Consider the following 16,123-nt stretch of genomic DNA (forward strand, 5'->3'; position numbering starts at 1 on the left):
GTCGAGGGCGCCTGAGCGGGCGACCTGGGCGAGCACTCACGCCGTCCAGCTCGCCGGCGCGGACCTTCGGCCGAGCCCGGATCGCACCGACGACACAAGGAGATCCCAGCTCATGGCACCTCACACGAACCCCATCGTCCTCACTGATTTTGATCGCGATCGCCTCGCGCGGCTGCTCGAGGCGCTGCGCGCGCGGCCCGGGGGAGACTCCCCGAACCTGGAGGCGCTCGAGATCGAGATCGAGCGCGCCGACGTCGTGAAGCCGGCGGATATCCCGCCGAACGTGGTCACCATGAACTCCAGGGTCGAGCTCTTCGATCTCGACACAGAGGAGCGGCTCTGCGTGACCGTGGTGTTTCCCGGGATCGCCGACGTGAAGAGCGGCCGCATCTCGGTGCTTGCGCCGATGGGGCTCGCGCTGCTCGGCTGTCGAGAGGCCGACGAGGTGGAGTGGCCCACGCCGAGCCGCACCCGGCGGCTCCGGATCGAGCGCATCGTCTATCAGCCCGAGGCGTCCGGTCGCTTCGATCTGTGAGCCTTCGGCCTGAACGGCCGGCCTCGCCAGCGCATCGTGCGTCTTGAACGCGAAAGGCCCGACGCTGCTCATCGCAGCGCGGGCCTCCGCGGTCGTGTCGTCAGGTTCGAGGAGCCGGTCGCCGCGGGCTGCGGCATTCGGCGCCTCGACGGCCGCTCAGTTGCCGCTGCCGCAGCAGCCGGGCGGACAGGTGCAAACGGCCGGGCCGACGCCCGCCTGGAGCTCCGTGGGGACCTCCACCGTCAGGCGCGCAGGGCGCTCCTCGACGGTCTCCTGCTTCGACTCGACCTCGACCTCGACCTTGATCTGCTCGTTCATGGCGATTGCTCCGTGGATGGGTTGGTTATTTCATTCGGGGACTCGACGTCCCGCGAGGAGGGCTATTGCAGTGACCGTGCCACGCCGTTTTGGGCGCGGTATCGGCCGCTTTGGCGCGGTATCGGCCGCGCTTGAGCAACCCCTTTCCCAATTGGGGAAATCCGTCTGGCATCACCCTTCCCGATCGGGTCAGCCCCGGTGCACGCGATGGCGTCCCCGAGCGGCGCTCACCCGCACAGGAGATGGGCCCAGATCGGCGTTTTCGGCGCGCAAGCGCACTCCGGTGCGCTGAGCACCGAAAACGTCGAGATGGGCCCGTATCCGAAGCGGGTGAGCGCCGCTCGGCACGAGGTTCGCAACGCACGGGCGGTGATGGACACGTCAATCATCCCCGAACTGCTCTCCTTCCGTGCGCCGTGGCTCGAAGAGAAGCTCGTCAAGGACCGGGTGGTCCCTTCCTGCGAGGAGGCGGCGCGGCTCCTCGACGAGGTAAAGAAATACCTCTTCCTCTGCGAGGCGAACCGGACCCGGCAAGTCCCCATGTTTTCCCGGAGGATCGACGAGGTCTGGCACCAGCTCGTCCTCTTCACCGAGGAGTACGCGGCCTTCGGACACCGCTTCTTCGGCGAGTTCGTCCACCACACCGCCAACACGGCTCCTCGCGGCGGCCCCGGATCGCGCCCCGAGATGACCCGCGCCGAGTTTCGCGCCGAGTACGAGGCGCTCTTCGGGCCCGTCTCCGCGGCGTGGAGCGACGAGCTCGCCGTGACGCCCGACACCCGGCTCATCCGCGTCACGTTCGGCCGCCCCATCTTCGTGCGGGTCGAGCAGGGTAGGGCAGAGCTCGTGTGGTCGCTGGAGCCGCCGCGTGTCCTCCTGCGCATCGACGCGTGGGCGAAGGACGCGCTGCAGTTCATCGTCGACTGCGATCACTTCTATGTCCGCGAGCTCCCCGGCCTCGAGGACGGCGAGCGCGTGGCGCTCTGCCGTCCGCTCGTGAAGGGCGACTTCCTCCGGATCGCGCCATGAGGCTCGCCGAGCTCACCGCCCTCTTCGGGCGGCTCGATTTTCCGGGCCCCGAGGGCCGCGGCCGTCCGCCGCGCGATCACGTCCGCGCGGTCGAGGGCGCGGTCCGCGCCGGGCTCTCGGACGATGAGCTCCTGCTCGACCTCTTCGCGCTCGAGATCGAGCGTCGCGACGGCGCGCCGGATCTCGCGCCGTTTCACGTCCTCCCCGAGCTCGGCGTGCGCCTCGCGTTCGCGTACTGGCGGCCCGGGCGCGCGGCCGGCGCTCACGAGCACTCGGACTGGACGGTCACGGCGGTGGTCCACAACACGCTCGATGTCGCGACCTTCGACTGGGAGGCGACGGCCCGCGCGCGGCGGCTCGTGCCGAAGCGGCTGTTCTCCGCGGAGGCCGGGCGGGTCGGTCACATCTACGGGCCGTGCATCCACGACCCGCGGAACCCGACGGGGAGCTGGTCCATCTCGCTGCACCTGTTCGGCCCTCACGACGGTCCGGTCATCGAGGCGCAGGTGGGCCCCATCGAGGGCCTGACCCCCATGGCGCCCCGGGCCGAGCCGGACGACGCGCTCTCGGCGGCGCTCCTCGCGCACGAGCGGGAGTGCGTTCGCCGGGCGCAGATCGACGCCCTCGATCGCCGGGGCCCCCAGGGCGCCGCGCTCCTCGCGCGCCTTCACACCCGCGGTGACGCGGGGACCCGGCGGCGCGCCGCCCGGGCGCTCGGCCGGACCGAGGACCTCGGCGCGCACACCGTCCTCGCGCGCCGCTGGCCCGGCGTGGATCTCGACGTGGCGCCCCGCGCGGGCCGCGCCGAGCTCGTCGCGCGGTGCGGCGGGCGTGCCCAGATCCTTCTCCGCGTCGACGCGTGGGCCGGGCCCGCCCTCCGCGCGGTGTCGGCCGCCCGGGAGCTCCGCCCCAGCGACATCCCCGGCCTCGCGGAGGCGGAGCAGCTCGCGCTCGCCCGCGCCCTCGTCGACTGGGGGACCTTTCAGCCCTTCGAAGCCCAGGAGAACTGACCCATGCAATCCACGCAGCTCAGGCAGCCCACGCAGCCCACGCAGCCCACGCAGCCCACGCAAACAGACGCCGTGACACCGGGCGCGCCCAGGCGGCCTGATCTCTTTGCCTACCGGGCGCCGTTCGTGATCAGCAAGCTGCTCATGAACAAGACCGTGGCCACCGAGCGCGAGGCAGAGGCGCTGTTCCGGGAGCTCGTGCGCTATCTCTGGCTCGTCGACTCCGACCGCTCCCGCGCTTACCCGATGTTCTCGCTGTGCGTCGACGAGGCCTGGCACCAGTTCGTCCTCTTCACGATCGAATATGCCGACTTCTGCCAGCGCTTCTTCGGGCGCTTCCTGCACCACGCGCCGGGCAATGCGCCCGTCACGCACGCTTGCCGCGAGGCGACGTGGGACGAGTTCGCGGCCGCGTACAGCGCCCTGTACGGCGAGCCGCCGCCCGAGCCGTGGAGCGACGCTTCGTCCGTCTGCGGCCCGCGCCGCGTGGTCCGCGATCGTGAGGTGTCGGTCCGGCTGAGCGACGGCAAGGCGGAGCTCGTCGACGGCGACGCGGTGCTCGTCCGCGTCGACGCCTGGGGCGAGCCCGCGCTGCGCTTCATCGCCCGGCACGGCATCTTCTACGTGCGCGAGCTGCCCGGGCTCGACCTGGACGACCGGGTCGCCCTCTGCCGCGCGCTCGTGGCGTCGCGGACGCTCCGCGTCGCTCCGTAGTCCGCGTCGCTGCGCTGGAATGGGCGGTCGTCGTGGGCCCTCGCGGGGCCCACCGCGCCACGCGGCCCATGGCGCAGTTTGCGATGGCGTCGCTACCGCACGCCGACGCCCAGGAGGGCGGTCATCGAGAGCTGCTGAGGACCGTCGCCGAACCGCGCCTGCAGCCTGCCGAGGATCGCCTTGCCGAGCGCTTCCCAGCGCTCGTCGCCCAGCTTGTCGCGCAGGAGCACCAGCGGCGCGTTGCTCCTGCTCACCGAGCGCCAGAACTCCTCGGTCGAGGGCGACTCGCGGGAGTGCTCCGCCTCGTGCACCGAGACGTCCCGGAACCCGGCGGCCGCCATCTCGGCGCGGAACTCGCCTGGGTCTCCGAGCGGCGCTTTGCCCTCGCCGAAGGGCAGCCCGGGGAGCTCGGCGCCGATCGCCGAGAAGAGCTCGCCCAGGAGGGGCGTCCTGTCCATCGGCACCCAGCTCGCGACGACCGCGCGGCCGCCGGGGCGCAGCACCCGGAGGAGCTCGCGGAAGCCGCGGTCGCGGTCGGGGAAAAAGATCAGCCCGAACATCGAGAAGGCAGCGTCGAACGAGCCCTCCTCGAAGGGCAGCGCCATGCCGTCGCCGACGCGGGCGTCCACCGCGAGCCCCGCGGCCGCGGCGCGCTCGCGCAGCCGCTCGACCATCGCGGGGGCGAAATCGACCGCGGTCACGCGCGCCTCCCCGGCGGCGAGGAGCGACAGGGTGCCCGGCCCGGCGGCCACGTCGAGCACGCGGGCGCCCGGGCCGACCCCGGCGAGCCGGAGCGCGTCGGCGGCGTATTTCTCGAAGTAAGGGACGATGTCGGCCGCGTAATCGTCGGCGACCAGGTTCCACGCGACGGGGGTGGCGAGGGGGCTCGGGGGCTGGGTCATCGGCAGAGGTGCTATCACGGACGCGCCGAGCGGATCCAGCCGCGGGCGTCCTGGCGCGGAGCTCCCGTGGTCGGGGCGTTCATCGCGCTGTGCCTTCGTGCGCCCGCCGCCCCTCGATCACCTGCCCCGCAAGGAGAGCGGCGTTGAGCAGCATCAGGTTCTCCGCCAGCTGCACGTGCCGCTGCTCCGGCAGGATGGATATCGACACCGCCGCCGTGAACAGCAGCGCGCTCCCCGCGAGGGCGAGCTGAACACCGCGGCGATGCCGTCGCGACAGCTGGAACACGAGCGCCCCGAGCGCGGCCGCCGCGAGGATCGGCTTGAGCAGGGCGAGCGGCCAGCGGTAGGGGAGGGTGAATGAGCGCGTCTCGTGCCAGGTCGACACGTCGATGCCGTAGATCTGCTTCACCGCCTTGTGCGCGGTGGACGCCGGGGTCAGCTTGACGTGCCGGTCCAGTGTGCCCACCGACAGGGTTGCCTCCTGGAGGTGGTGGAGAAGGACCCGTCCAGCGTCGGCAGGCCTGTCGAGCGCCGCGCTGAGCGCGACGCGGCTCGCCCAGCGATCGAGCGCCGGCGGCGGGAGGTGGAGCTCGCGGGCGGCGATGGCCAGGGGGGATTCATCGTCCCACATCACGAAATCGAAGCCGCGCAGGTTGCCGTCGCCGTGCTCCCGGAGGAAAGCGACGGAGCGCTCGTCCGGGGCGGCGTGCTCGGGTCGGATGAGGGGAGCGAGCATGCAATAGCGGTTGATTCCGGCCCAGCTCTCCATCGCCCATGCGCCGCGATGACTCCGGTAATGGCCCATGTAAGCCACCACGATCAGGCTGGCCGCCACGACCAAGGCGCAGGGGGCGAGCAGGCGGCGCGCGCGCTCGCCGGCGCCGGAGGCCGGGCCGCGGAGGGCGGTGGCGAGGGTCAGCGCGGCGAGCAGCCCACAGACCGCGAGGCCCACCACCCGGACCGAGGCGCTCGCGCCGGCCGCGAGGCCCGCCGCGCCGAGCAGCCACGGGGAGCCGCGGTGTGCTCCTTCGGCCGCGGCGTAGCCGGCGAGGGCGACGAGGAACAGGAACAGCGCCTCCGAGAGCACATGGGTCTCGAGCAGCAGGTTCGTGGGCCAGAACAGGCACAGCCCGAGCGCCGCGAGCGGCGCCCAGCCCGGGCGCGACGCGAGCCGCCGGGCGATCCCGTAGAACAGCAGCGCCGTGATCAGGCCGAGGGCGAGCTGCGTCACCTGGATGAGCCGGAGATCCGGAGAGATCGCCCGGAGCCCACGCAGGAACCAGGAGTAGCCCTGCTGCCGGTCCAACGCCGGAGCCGCGCCCGGCAGGGAGCAGAAGAGATAGGTCCCGGTGTCGAACCAGACCCTCGGCTCCGGCTGCGCCGCGAACAGGGCGGCCCGCAAGGCGGCGCCCAGCCCGACCAGCGCCGCGGCGGCGCGCCGCTCCGGCGTGAGCCAGCCTGGCCAGCGCGCCGCTGTCACGACGCGAGCGCCGTGATCCGCGCCGGTTCCTCCGAGCGCGGCGTGAGCCGCGGGTCAGGGGTCTCGCAGGGCTTCGGGCAGCGGTGGGTGATGACGAGGCGCACGGAGGAGAGAAGGAGACCGAAAAGCGTTCGGGCTTGTCAAGCACCAGCCGCGCGCCCGGTGACGGGTCGACAGCGAATGCTTCATGCAGTCTGGGCTCGTCCCCTCGTAGGTCCTGTCGCGAACCTGGGAGCGCTCACGCCCCCGGGGCGAGGCGACGGCCACCGCGTGTTCGCGCCAAGGCCATGCCGTGATGCGGTGATGCGGTGATCACCGCGCGACCGCGCTCTCGCGTCGATTCGCCATGCGCATCTGCGCCAGCGCCTTCGGCGCGCCTCTCGCGCCGGCGGGGCTCGCCGCCGCCTCCGACGAGCTCGGATCAGCATCCGAGTCCGCGCTCTGCTCCTCATCCGCCTTGTCGGTGTCGGCCTCGGTCGCGTCGTGGCGCGGCAGCACGGTCCTCGCGGTCGACACGAGCAGCACGCTGGTCAGAGCGACGACGCTCGCAGATCCGGCGACGAGCACCGCGATATGCATCATTGTGCGCTGGAGGAGGCTCCCTTCATTCAACTTCCGGAGGATCTTCAACATCGTGCTACCTGCCTCGTTCGCGAGCGCCCGCTCGCTGCCAGCGTCTGTGGGACAACTCCTGCGAATGCGAGCGTCGTGCCAGCAGCCATCCGCTGGAACCAGCGCATGGATCGAGGGGCTTCTTGCGCCGCTCTGCCAAAGCTGACACGTCCGCCACCTGTACAATGGCTCATCCTGCCAAAATGACAATCCGTTCTTTGAGCGTTTGGTCACCGCATGGACCGCGTTGCGCGCCGCGTGTGGACCGCGCGGACCGCGCGCGCCGGCGACCGTGGCGCAGGGAAGACATGCGTGTCTGACGCGCCTGCCGAGCCTTCCACGCTTTCGGGTCGCATCCTGTCCTGTCGATTTGACCAACCTGGACGAGGACTCCGTCGCTTCGTCCACCACACCCGCCACACCACCACACGTGCGGGCTCTTCCGGCGGGGCGTGCTGTCGTCGCGCCGTCGTCGCCGATCACTGCCCCCTGCTGCGCGCGGCGGGGTAGAGATCGGGCCCATGCTGCTCACCCGCGCCGAAGCCACCGGATTCCGGGAGACCTCCCTGCACGCCGACGTCATGCGGTTCGTCCGCGCGCTCGAAGGCCGCAACGACCCGCGCCTGCACGTGAACACCTTCGGGACCAGCCCGGGCGGGCGGGAGCTGCCGCTGCTCGTGCTGTCCAAGGACGGCGTGCGATCCCCGGACGAGGCCCGCCGCGCCGGGCGCCCCGTGGTGCTGATGCTCGACGGGATCCACCCCGGCGAGGTGGAGGGCAAGGAGGCCAGCCTCGCCCTCGTCCGCGATCTGCTCGACGGCCGCCACCCCGACTGGCTCGACGCGCTCGTGCTCCTCGTCGTTCCGCTGTTCAACGCGGATGGCAACGACGCGCTCGACCCGCGGAACCGCCGCCTCGATCTCAAGAAGCTCACCGGCCAGCCAGGTCCCGTCGTGGGCACCCGCACCCAGAGCCAGGGCATCAACCTGAACCGCGACTACCTCCGCCAGGCCGCGCCCGAGATGCGCCTGCTCCAGCAGCGCGTGTGCATCCCCTGGGCGCCCGATCTCACGATCGACAACCACGCGACCAACGGGTCGGTGCACCGGTTCCACATGACGGTCGACGTGCCGCACACCATCGAGTCCGGCCGCCCGGAGCCGATCGCGATGGTGCGCGACCGCCTGGTCCCCGACGTGATCGCCGCGGTCCGGCGGCGCGGCTTCGAGAGCGGCTGGTACGGCAACTTCGCCGAGGACGAGCGGGTGCTCGACGCGGACGGCGAGGTCGACCCGGCGTCGCCCGTCGGCCTCGGCTGGATGACCTACCCGCATCACCCGCGGTTCGGCTCGAACTACCGCGGGCTCACGGGGCGGCTCGACCTGCTGCTCGAGTGTTATAGCTATCTCCCGTTCGAGGAGCGCGTCCAGACCGCCTCGGCGTGGCAGATCGAGGCCCTCTCCTGGGTCGCCGCCCACGCCGACGCGGTCCGCGAGGTCGTGGCCGCGAGCGCCCGGCCGCCGGAGCGCGTCGCGGTCCGGTACCGCCTCGAGCCGACCGGGACCCCTATCGACATCCTGACGCGCAGCCCGCGGGCGTTCGACGGCGAGCCGGTCACCCTGCGGATCCCGCACCACGCGCGGTTCGTCGGGACCACGGTGGTGGATCGGCCGCGGGCCTACCTCGTGCCGCCGGCGATCGCCGAGGCCCTGCGCCGGCACGGGCTCCGCGTCGAGCCGGCCGGGGGCGTCCACGACGTCGAGGTCGCCCGGGTGGCGTCGCTCGGCGCCGAGGGGGGACGGGCGATCCTGGAGGCGGCCCGGGTCGGCGAGGTGTCGGTGCGGTGGCGCGAGGAGGCCCGGCGGGCCCCCGAGGGCTGGTTCCGGGTCGACACCGAGCAGCCGCTCGGCGCGATCGCCGTGTACCTGTGTGAACCGGAGAGCGACGACGGGGCGGTCGAGAACGGCCTGGTGGAGGCGCCCGCCATCGGGGACGAGCACCCGGCGTGGCGGGTCCGGTGAGCCCGGAGCGGTCGGGTGGTCAGGGCTTCCTGGTCGCCATCGCGAACGCGATCCCGTGCGAGAGGTCGCGGCGCGTGACGATGCTGCTGAGCTCCACCTCCAGGCCGATCAGCGCCTGAGCGACCTCGGGCCGGATGCCCGTCAACACCACCTCGACGCCGAGCAGCCGCACCGCCTGGGCGATCCGCGCGAGCGCGCTCGCTGCCCGCGTATCGAAGGCGGAGACGCCCGTGAGGTCGACGATGCAAATCTGCGCTCCCTTGTCGGAGATCTTGTCGAGGAGCGCCTCCGTCAGCTGCTGCGAGCGGCGCTCGTCCAGCGTGCCGATGAGCGGCAGGACCAGCACCTCGTCGCAGATCGGGATGATCGGCGTCGACAGCTCGCGAAGGGCGGCAGACTGCACGCGCAGCCGATCCTGGAGCTCCTTCTGCTTGGTGATGACCTCGGTGAACATCATGATCCCGCCGATCTCGCCGCGCTCGTCGTGCCACGGGAAGACCTGCCAGCGCACCCACTCGATGCGCCCGTCGGCCCGCTGGAACGGGTCTTCCTCGTGGCGCTCGCTCGCCCCTGCGAGACAGCGCGCATGGATGTCCTTCCATCGCTGCGGGATCTCGGGGAAGACCTCGTAGTGCGAGAGACCGATGATCTCGCGCGGCGAGAGGCCATAGTCATCGAGCCAGCGCCTGCTCGTCAGCAGGTAACGCATGTCGCGGTCGAACAGCGCGACCGCCGCCGGCATGTAGCTCGTCAGGAGTCGCACGTAGTCTTCGAGCCGTTCCACCCCCGCGTCGCGACGGCTCCTGTCCTTCTCGAGCTCGCTCACGCGCAGGCGCAGCCGCTCGAGTTCCGCGACGAGCTCGTCGTGCCCCCGTCCCTGCATGTCGTACGCTCCCCCCCTGTGTTGCCCCGGGCGCGCTCGCGCCATCGCGAGTCTATCGCGCCCTCGCGCGTCATCGCGAGTCTATAACGACGCCGGCCCACGCCCGCAGCCCGTCACGCGGCTCTTGCCGCAGCCCCGCTTCGCGGCGCAAGCTGCACGCATGGCGCCCCCCTCGACACCGCCGGCCCCTGCAGCCCCGACCGGCCTTTCGATCCAACGAGAGCCCATGAAGGACCAGATTCCCGGGTTTCTGTTCATCGACCACATCGCCATGGCGGTGCCCGCCGGGCAGCTCGACGCGCAGGTGAAGGCGTACGAGATGCTCGGCTTCCGCGAGGTGCACCGGGAGGAGGTGCGGGGCACGGATCAGGTCCGCGAGGTGATGCTCCGCATCGGCGACAGCGACAACCACGTCCAGCTCCTCGAGCCGCTCTCTCCCGAGTCTCCCGTCCAGAAGCTCATCGAGAAGAACGGCGGTCGCGGGGGCTTCGCCCACGTCGCCTACCGGGTCAGCGACGTCCAGGCCGCCTTCGACGAGCTCAAGGCGCGCGGCTTCCGCATCATCGACGCGGCGCCGCGGCCGGGCTCCCGGGGCACGACGATCTTCTTCGTGCACCCCCGATCGCGCGATGACGCGCCGTTCGGTCACCTCATCGAGGTCGTGCAGGCCCATGGATGACAGGCTCTTCGCCGATTTCGCGCCGGTCGCGCTCGCGACGTGGAAGCAGGCGCTCCACCGGGATCTCAAGGGCAAGACCGAGGACGACCTCTCCTGGGCGAGCGCCGAGGGGCTCCTCGTGCCGCCGATCATCGCGCCGGACAGCCCCCCGCTCCCGCCGGCCGCGGGCGGCCCGCTCGTGGCGTCGCTGGTCGCCGAGCTCCGGAGCGGCGCGCCGGAGCTGCGCTTCACGATGGGATGCAGCTATTTCCTGGAGATCGCCCGCCTCCGCGCCGCGCGCCTCGTGGCCGAGCGCCTGCGGCCCGGCGCCACGATCACCGCCGTCATCCCGTCGGCCGTGGTCCCCGGCGACGAGGAGCACAAGAACCTCCTCCGCGGCATCGTCGGGATGATGGCGGCCATCGCGGGCGGCGCGGACGACATCGTCGTCACGCCGCCCGAGCGCCTGCTCGGCAACGCCCGGCTCATCCTCCGCGAGGAGGCCCGCTTCGACGCGCGAGACAGCCCTGCGGCCGGCTCCTGGTACATCGAGCAGCTCGCGCGGAGCCTCGCGCGCGCGGCGATGCGGCAGCTCGGCGACACAACGGAGATCCCGGAGCCGGGCGCGGCCCCGTCGGACGTCGCGTCGCTCGAGCACCTCGGCTTCTCCGCCGGCGCGCCGCCGTTCCTGCGCGGGCCGTATACCAGCATGTACGTGGTCCGCCCGTGGACCGTCCGCCAGTACGCCGGGTACTCCACGGCCGAGGAGTCGAACGCGTTCTACCGCCGCAACCTGGCCGCAGGGCAGACCGGGCTCTCGGTGGCCTTCGACCTCGCGACCCACCGCGGCTACGACTCGGATCACCCGCGCGTGGTCGGCGACGTGGGGAAGGCCGGCGTGGCCATCGACACCGTCGAGGACATGAAGATCCTCTTCGACCAGATACCGCTCGATACGATGAGCGTGTCGATGACCATGAACGGCGCCGTGCTCCCCATCATGGCGTTCTACATCGTCGCCGCCGAGGAGCAGGGCGTGCGCCCCGAGCTGCTCTCCGGGACCATCCAGAACGACATCCTCAAGGAGTTCATGGTCCGGAACACCTATATCTACCCTCCGGCGCCGTCGATGAGGATCGTCGCCGACATCTTCCGTTACACCGCCGAGAAGACACCCAGGTTCAACTCGATCAGCATCAGCGGCTATCACATGCAGGAGGCCGGCGCGACCGCCGAGCTGGAGCTCGCGTACACGCTCGCCGACGGCCTCGAGTACCTGCGCACCGGGATCGCGTCGGGCATGGATATCGACGATTTCGCCGGGCGGTTCTCGTTCTTCTTCGGCATCGGCATGGACCATTTCACCGAGATCGCCAAGCTGCGGGCCGCGCGGCTCCTGTGGGCGAAGATCGTGAGAGGGTTCCACCCGAAGAACCCGAAGACCATGGCGCTGCGGACCCACTGCCAGACGTCGGGCTGGAGCCTCACCGAGCAGGACCCGTTCAACAACGTCACGCGCACGGCCATCGAGGCGCTCGCGGCCGTGCTCGGCGGCACGCAGTCGCTGCACACGAACGCCCTGGACGAGGCGCTGGCGCTCCCCTCCGACTTCTCGGCGAAGATCGCGCGCGACACCCAGCTCTTCTTGCAGCGGGAGACCGATATCTGCCGGGTCATCGACCCGTGGGGCGGCTCCTACCACGTCGAGCGCCTGACAGACCGGCTCGCGCGGAGAGCGTGGCAGTTCATCCAGGAGGTGGAGTCCCTGGGCGGCATGGTCAAGGCCATCGAGAACGGCCTGCCCAAGCTGCGCATCGAGGAGGCGGCGGCCCGCAAGCAGGCCCGGATCGACGCCGGCCGTGACATCATCGTCGGGGTCAACGCGTACAGGCTGGAGAGAGAGGCGCCGATCGCGCTCCGCGAGGTGGACAACACCGCGGTTCGCGAGAACCAGCTCGCGCGGCTGCGCGAGGTGAAGGCCGCCCGCGCGGAGGCTGCTGTTGGCGAGTCGCTCGCCGCGCTCACCCGCGCTGCCGAGACGGGCGAGGGGAACCTGCTTTCGCTCGCGGTCGACGCCGCGCGCCGCCGCGCGACGCTCGGCGAGATCTCCGACGCGCTCGAGCGCGTCTTCGGCCGCTACGAGGCCCCGGTGCGCACGGTGAGCGGCGTGTACGGCGCGGAGATCCGCGACGCGGGCGCTGGCCGAGAGGTCGAGGCGCTCGTCCGCGAGTTCGCGGCCCTCGAGGGCCGGCGCCCGCGCATCCTGGTCGCCAAGATGGGTCAAGACGGGCACGACCGGGGGATGAAGGTCATCGCCACCGCCTTTGCGGATCTCGGGTTCGACGTCGATATCGGCCCGCTCTTTCAGACCCCCGACGAGGTGGCTCGCCACGCCGTCGAGAACGACGTGCACGTGGTCGGGGTCTCCTCGCTCGCCGGCGGCCACAAGACGCTGGTGCCGCAGCTCATCGACGCGCTCGGGCAGGCCGGCCGCGGGGACATCCTCGTCGTGGCGGGCGGCGTGATCCCGCCGCAGGACTACCGGTATCTGGAGGAGCGCGGCGTCGCGGGGATCTTCGGGCCCGGGACGGTCATTCCCGAGGCCGCGGCGCGGATCGTCCGGACGCTCCTCGGGAGCCTCTCGTCGCAGGAGGCGCGCTAGGTTGAGGTCGAGCCCGAGGCAGCTCGTCGACGGTCTCCTCGCGGGCGACCGGGCGGCGCTCGCGCGCGCGATCACGCTGGCCGAGAGCTCGCTCCCCCGCCACCAGGAGCTCGCCGAGGAGGTCCTGGAGCGCTGCCTGCCTCACGCCGGCGGCGCCACGCGCCTCGGCATCACCGGCGTGCCCGGGGTCGGCAAGAGCACGTTCGTCGACGCCCTCGGCGTTCACCTCGTGCGCGATCGCGAGGAGACGGTGGCCGTGCTCGCGGTCGACCCGAGCAGCCCTGTCCATGGCGGGAGCATCCTCGGCGACAAGACGCGGATGCCACGGCTGGCGAGCGACCCGCGGGCCTTCATCCGCCCCTCGCCGTCGGGCGGCTCGCTCGGCGGCGTGGCGCGGGCCACGCGCCAGGCCATCCTGCTCTGCGAGGCGGCCGGATACCGCAACATCCTTGTCGAGACGGTCGGTGTCGGGCAATCCGAGTTCGCCGTCGCCGACATGACGGATTGCTTCCTGCTCCTCATGCTGCCTGGGGCCGGCGACGAGCTGCAAGGCGTGAAGCGGGGCATCATGGAGCTTGCCGATCTCGTGATCATCAACAAGGCCGACGGCGGGAACGTCGACAGGGCCGCGCGAGCGCGCCGCGACTATGAGAGCGCTTTGCACCTGTTCCCGCCGGCGCCTCACGGCTGGGCGCCCGTCGCCTCCGTCTGCTCGGCCCAGGAGGGCCGCGGCGTCCGCGAAGCGTGGGAGATCGTGCTGCGCCACCGCGCGCACATGCAGGCCGGCAGCTGGCTCCTGCGCCGCCGCGCGGGGCAGGCGCGCCGCTGGCTGTTCGAGCTCATCGAGGGGCACCTGCGGGAGGCGTTCCTGCGCAGCGCTGGCGTGCGGGAGCGCCTGTCTGGCGTGGAGGCCCTCGTCGAGGCGGGCTCGCTCAGCCCGCTGCGCGCCGCGCGGCAGCTGCTGGAGGCCTGGGATCCGGCCGGGAAGGGGTGACGGCGGGCCGGGTTGCAGCCCCGGGGCGTGCGGCGTCCGCCCGCTGGGCCGTCTGCCTCGCGCCGGCGGGCGGGGGCCGAACGCGGCGAGCGCCGCGGCGTCACTGGCTCTCCATGATCGCGCTGTGCTTGCGGCTGTAGCCGAAGTAGATCGCGAGCCCGAGGAGGAGCCAGGCGCCGAGACGCAGCCAGTTCTCGGTGGGCAGCGAGAACATGAGGATGAGACAGATCACGATCCCGAGGATCGGAGTGAGCGGATAGAGCGGCACCCGGAACGGGCGCGGCGCGTCCGGCGCCGTCCGGCGCATGATCAGGACCGCCGCGCATACGAACAGGAACGCAAGGAGCGTCCCGATGTTGACGAGCTCCGCCAGGATCCGCAGCGGGAGGACCGCCGAGAGGGTGGCGACCACAAACCCGGTGAGGAGGGTGGACTTCCACGGCGTCTTGAAGACCGGGTGCACCGAGCCGAAGAAGCCTCTGGGCAGGAGCCCGTCGCGGGCGATGGCGAGCAGCACGCGCGGCTGGCTGTTCATGAGCACGAGCAGGACGGAGGTGATTCCGGCGACCGCCCCGAGGGAGATGATGAACTGCGCCCACGGGAGGCCGACGCGCGCGAAGGCGTCGGAGACCGGCGCGTCGATGCTCAGCTCGGCGTAGGGCACCATGCCGGTCAGGATCGCCGCGACGGCGACGTACAGCGTGGTGCAGATGACGAGCGAGGCCACGATGCCGATGGGGAGATCGCGCTGCGGATGCTTCGCCTCCTCTGCGTGCGCCGAAACCGCATCGAACCCGATGTAGGCGAAGAAGATGGTAGCGGCGCCGGCGAGCATCCCGAGCGGCTCTCCCCCCTTGCCGATCTCGCCGAATAGCGTGTGACCGAAGAGGCTGAGCCCCCCGAGCCCGAACGGCGCGAACGGCCGCCAGTTGTCCGGGGTGACGTAGAACGCGCCGACCGCGATGACGAAGAGCACGACGGCGAGCTTGAGCGCGACCATCACGGCGTTGATGGTCGCGCTCTCGCGGATGCCCTTGAGCAGGACCATCGTGACCGCGGCCGTCACGAAGATGGCCGGGAGATCGAGGATCGCCCTTGTGGACACCAGCTCGCCGAGCGCCGGATCGTAGTCGAACGGCGCGCTCCTGAGCTCTCTTGGCAGCTCTACCCCGAAGATCCCGATCAAGTCCTGGACATAGTGGGACCACCCGTGCGCCACGGCGGCGGCGCCGACGGCGTACTCCAGGACGAGATCCCACCCGATGATCCACGCCGGCAGCTCGCCGAGCGTCGCGTACGCGTACGTATAGGCCGAGCCCGCGACCGGCACCATCGCCGCGAACTCCGCGTAACAGAGGGCCGCGAACACGCAGGCCATCCCCGCGACCACGAAGGACAGCATCAGCGAAGGACCTGCCTTGTCGTGCGCGGCCTGACCGGTGAGTACGAAAATGCCTGTCCCGATGATGGCGCCGATCCCGAGGCTCGTTAACTGCAGCGGCCCAAGGGCGCGCCGGAGGCGGTGCTCCCCCTCCAGCTCCTTGTTCATGACCGACATCGGCTTGCGGACGAGTAGGCGGCTCCCCATGGCCTTCGGTGCGCAGGCTCTGCGGCCCGGCCCGCGGCACGTCAAGCCGGAGACTCGTCCGCGGGTAGAGGCTCTGCCGGACGCGGTCTCAGCCCCTCCATGAGCAGGCCGCTGGCGAGGTTCGCGAGCTGCGCCGCCTCGACGGGCCGGTCGTATCGTCCGAGCTGCCCCTGCGTCAGGAGCACGGCAAGCCCGTGCATGCTCGACCACAGCACGAGGGCGAGCTGCATCGGATCGCCCCCGCGCAGGATCCCCGCGGCCTGCCCTTCCGCGATGGCATCCATCGTCGCTCGATGGCTCTCGGCGCGCGCCCGCAAGAGCTCCGGGGCGCTCTCCTTCACCGTGGCATAAGGCGCATACATCACGCGGAAGGCCGCCGGGCGCTCGACCGCGAAGACGACATACGCCTCCGCGATCGCACGGAGCCGCGCGATCGGGTCCGCGCCGGCGGCCGCCACGCGCGGCGTCAGGAGCTCCCCGAAGGCGCGGAAGCCTTCGACCGCGACCGCCGCCAGGAGCTCCTCCTTCGTCTCGAAGTGGCGGTACGGAGCGCGGGGGCTGACGCCGAGCTCGCGGCCCAGCGCGCGTAAAGAGAGGTCCTCTGCCCGCTGGTGCTGGAGCGCGCGCATGGCGGCGTCGACGAGCGCTTTCCGGAGGTCGCCATGATGGTAAGTGCCGCCTTTCTTCCTCCTCACGCTGGACATTTTTCTCCTGGAG

15 protein-coding genes are annotated in these 16,123 nt (G+C 71.4%); 8 read left to right on the forward strand and 7 right to left on the reverse strand.

From position 1 onward, the window contains the following. Window positions 1-112 precede the first annotated feature (112 nt). Window positions 113-535, forward strand: a complete 423-nt coding sequence (gene rnk, locus WMF39_RS15020; RefSeq protein WP_437746192.1) for a nucleoside diphosphate kinase regulator — start codon at window positions 113-115, stop codon at window positions 533-535. Between the two features lie 156 nt (window positions 536-691). On the opposite strand, the gene WMF39_RS15025 is transcribed toward rnk, so the two are convergent. Beyond that, window positions 692-853 (reverse strand): hypothetical protein, encoded by a 162-nt coding sequence (locus tag WMF39_RS15025; RefSeq protein ID WP_437746193.1) that lies wholly within the window; start codon window positions 851-853, stop codon window positions 692-694. Window positions 854-1,225: 372 nt separating this feature from the next. Here WMF39_RS15025 and WMF39_RS15030 point away from each other — a divergent pair, with 372 nt between their 5' ends. The 3 genes from WMF39_RS15030 to WMF39_RS15040 are packed head-to-tail and all read left to right on the forward strand — an operon-like array spanning window position 1,226 to window position 3,606. Then, window positions 1,226-1,882, forward strand: coding sequence for a hypothetical protein (locus WMF39_RS15030; RefSeq protein ID WP_437746194.1), 657 nt, complete (start codon window positions 1,226-1,228; stop codon window positions 1,880-1,882). Next, window positions 1,879-2,892 (forward strand): hypothetical protein, encoded by a 1,014-nt coding sequence (locus WMF39_RS15035; protein ID WP_437746195.1) that lies wholly within the window; start codon window positions 1,879-1,881, stop codon window positions 2,890-2,892. Before WMF39_RS15030 ends, WMF39_RS15035 begins: the two co-directional genes overlap by 4 nt. A 3-nt stretch (window positions 2,893-2,895) precedes the next feature. Beyond that, a complete protein-coding gene (locus WMF39_RS15040; RefSeq protein ID WP_437746196.1) occupies window positions 2,896-3,606 on the forward strand; it encodes a glycine-rich domain-containing protein in 711 nt (236 codons plus the stop codon). A 92-nt stretch (window positions 3,607-3,698) separates the two neighbouring features. Here the strand turns inward: WMF39_RS15040 and WMF39_RS15045 are convergent, their stop codons facing one another. The 3 genes from WMF39_RS15045 to WMF39_RS15055 all read right to left on the reverse strand — a co-directional run bounded on the left by WMF39_RS15045 (window position 3,699) and on the right by WMF39_RS15055 (window position 6,621). After that, window positions 3,699-4,508 (reverse strand): class I SAM-dependent methyltransferase, encoded by an 810-nt coding sequence (locus WMF39_RS15045; RefSeq protein ID WP_437746197.1) that lies wholly within the window; start codon window positions 4,506-4,508, stop codon window positions 3,699-3,701. 79 nt (window positions 4,509-4,587) lie between these two features. Beyond that, a complete protein-coding gene (locus WMF39_RS15050; RefSeq protein WP_437746198.1) occupies window positions 4,588-5,988 on the reverse strand; it encodes a hypothetical protein in 1,401 nt (466 codons plus the stop codon). A 312-nt stretch (window positions 5,989-6,300) separates the two neighbouring features. Then, window positions 6,301-6,621 (reverse strand): hypothetical protein, encoded by a 321-nt coding sequence (locus tag WMF39_RS15055; protein WP_437746199.1) that lies wholly within the window; start codon window positions 6,619-6,621, stop codon window positions 6,301-6,303. Window positions 6,622-7,121: 500 nt separating this feature from the next. Between WMF39_RS15055 and WMF39_RS15060 the strand changes: the two genes are divergently transcribed. Further along, window positions 7,122-8,621, forward strand: coding sequence for a M14 family metallopeptidase (locus tag WMF39_RS15060; RefSeq protein WP_437746200.1), 1,500 nt, complete (start codon window positions 7,122-7,124; stop codon window positions 8,619-8,621). 19 nt (window positions 8,622-8,640) lie between these two features. Here the strand turns inward: WMF39_RS15060 and WMF39_RS15065 are convergent, their stop codons facing one another. After that, the gene (locus WMF39_RS15065; protein WP_437746201.1) at window positions 8,641-9,504 is read right to left on the reverse strand and encodes a PAS domain-containing protein; all 864 of its coding nucleotides are present in this window, start codon (window positions 9,502-9,504) and stop codon (window positions 8,641-8,643) included. 226 nt (window positions 9,505-9,730) lie between these two features. On the opposite strand from WMF39_RS15065, the gene WMF39_RS15070 reads away from it, so the two are divergent. From WMF39_RS15070 to meaB, 3 genes are read left to right on the forward strand one after another with little or no spacing between them, the layout of a single operon-like run. Next, window positions 9,731-10,183 (forward strand): VOC family protein, encoded by a 453-nt coding sequence (locus tag WMF39_RS15070; RefSeq protein ID WP_437746202.1) that lies wholly within the window; start codon window positions 9,731-9,733, stop codon window positions 10,181-10,183. After that, entirely contained in the window at window positions 10,176-12,824 is a 2,649-nt protein-coding gene (gene scpA, locus WMF39_RS15075) for a methylmalonyl-CoA mutase (protein WP_437746203.1), read from the forward strand. Before WMF39_RS15070 ends, scpA begins: the two co-directional genes overlap by 8 nt. 1 nt (window position 12,825) lies before the next feature. Then, window positions 12,826-13,818: a methylmalonyl Co-A mutase-associated GTPase MeaB gene (meaB, locus tag WMF39_RS15080; protein ID WP_437746204.1), complete on the forward strand. Its 993-nt coding sequence runs from the start codon at window positions 12,826-12,828 to the stop codon at window positions 13,816-13,818. A gap of 100 nt (window positions 13,819-13,918) precedes the next feature. Here the strand turns inward: meaB and WMF39_RS15085 are convergent, their stop codons facing one another. Next, on the reverse strand, window positions 13,919-15,406 hold the full coding sequence (locus tag WMF39_RS15085) for an amino acid permease (protein WP_437746205.1): 1,488 nt from the start codon (window positions 15,404-15,406) through the stop codon (window positions 13,919-13,921). A 41-nt stretch (window positions 15,407-15,447) separates the two neighbouring features. After that, window positions 15,448-16,101 carry a TetR/AcrR family transcriptional regulator gene (locus WMF39_RS15090; protein ID WP_437746206.1) on the reverse strand — a complete coding sequence of 218 codons (654 nt, stop codon included), beginning with the start codon at window positions 16,099-16,101 and terminating at the stop codon, window positions 15,448-15,450. Window positions 16,102-16,123 lie beyond the last annotated feature (22 nt).

It is taken from the genome of Sorangium sp. So ce1504 (genome assembly GCF_051521635.1).
GTDB classification, from domain to species: Bacteria; Myxococcota_A; Polyangia; order Polyangiales; family Polyangiaceae; genus Sorangium; species Sorangium cellulosum_B.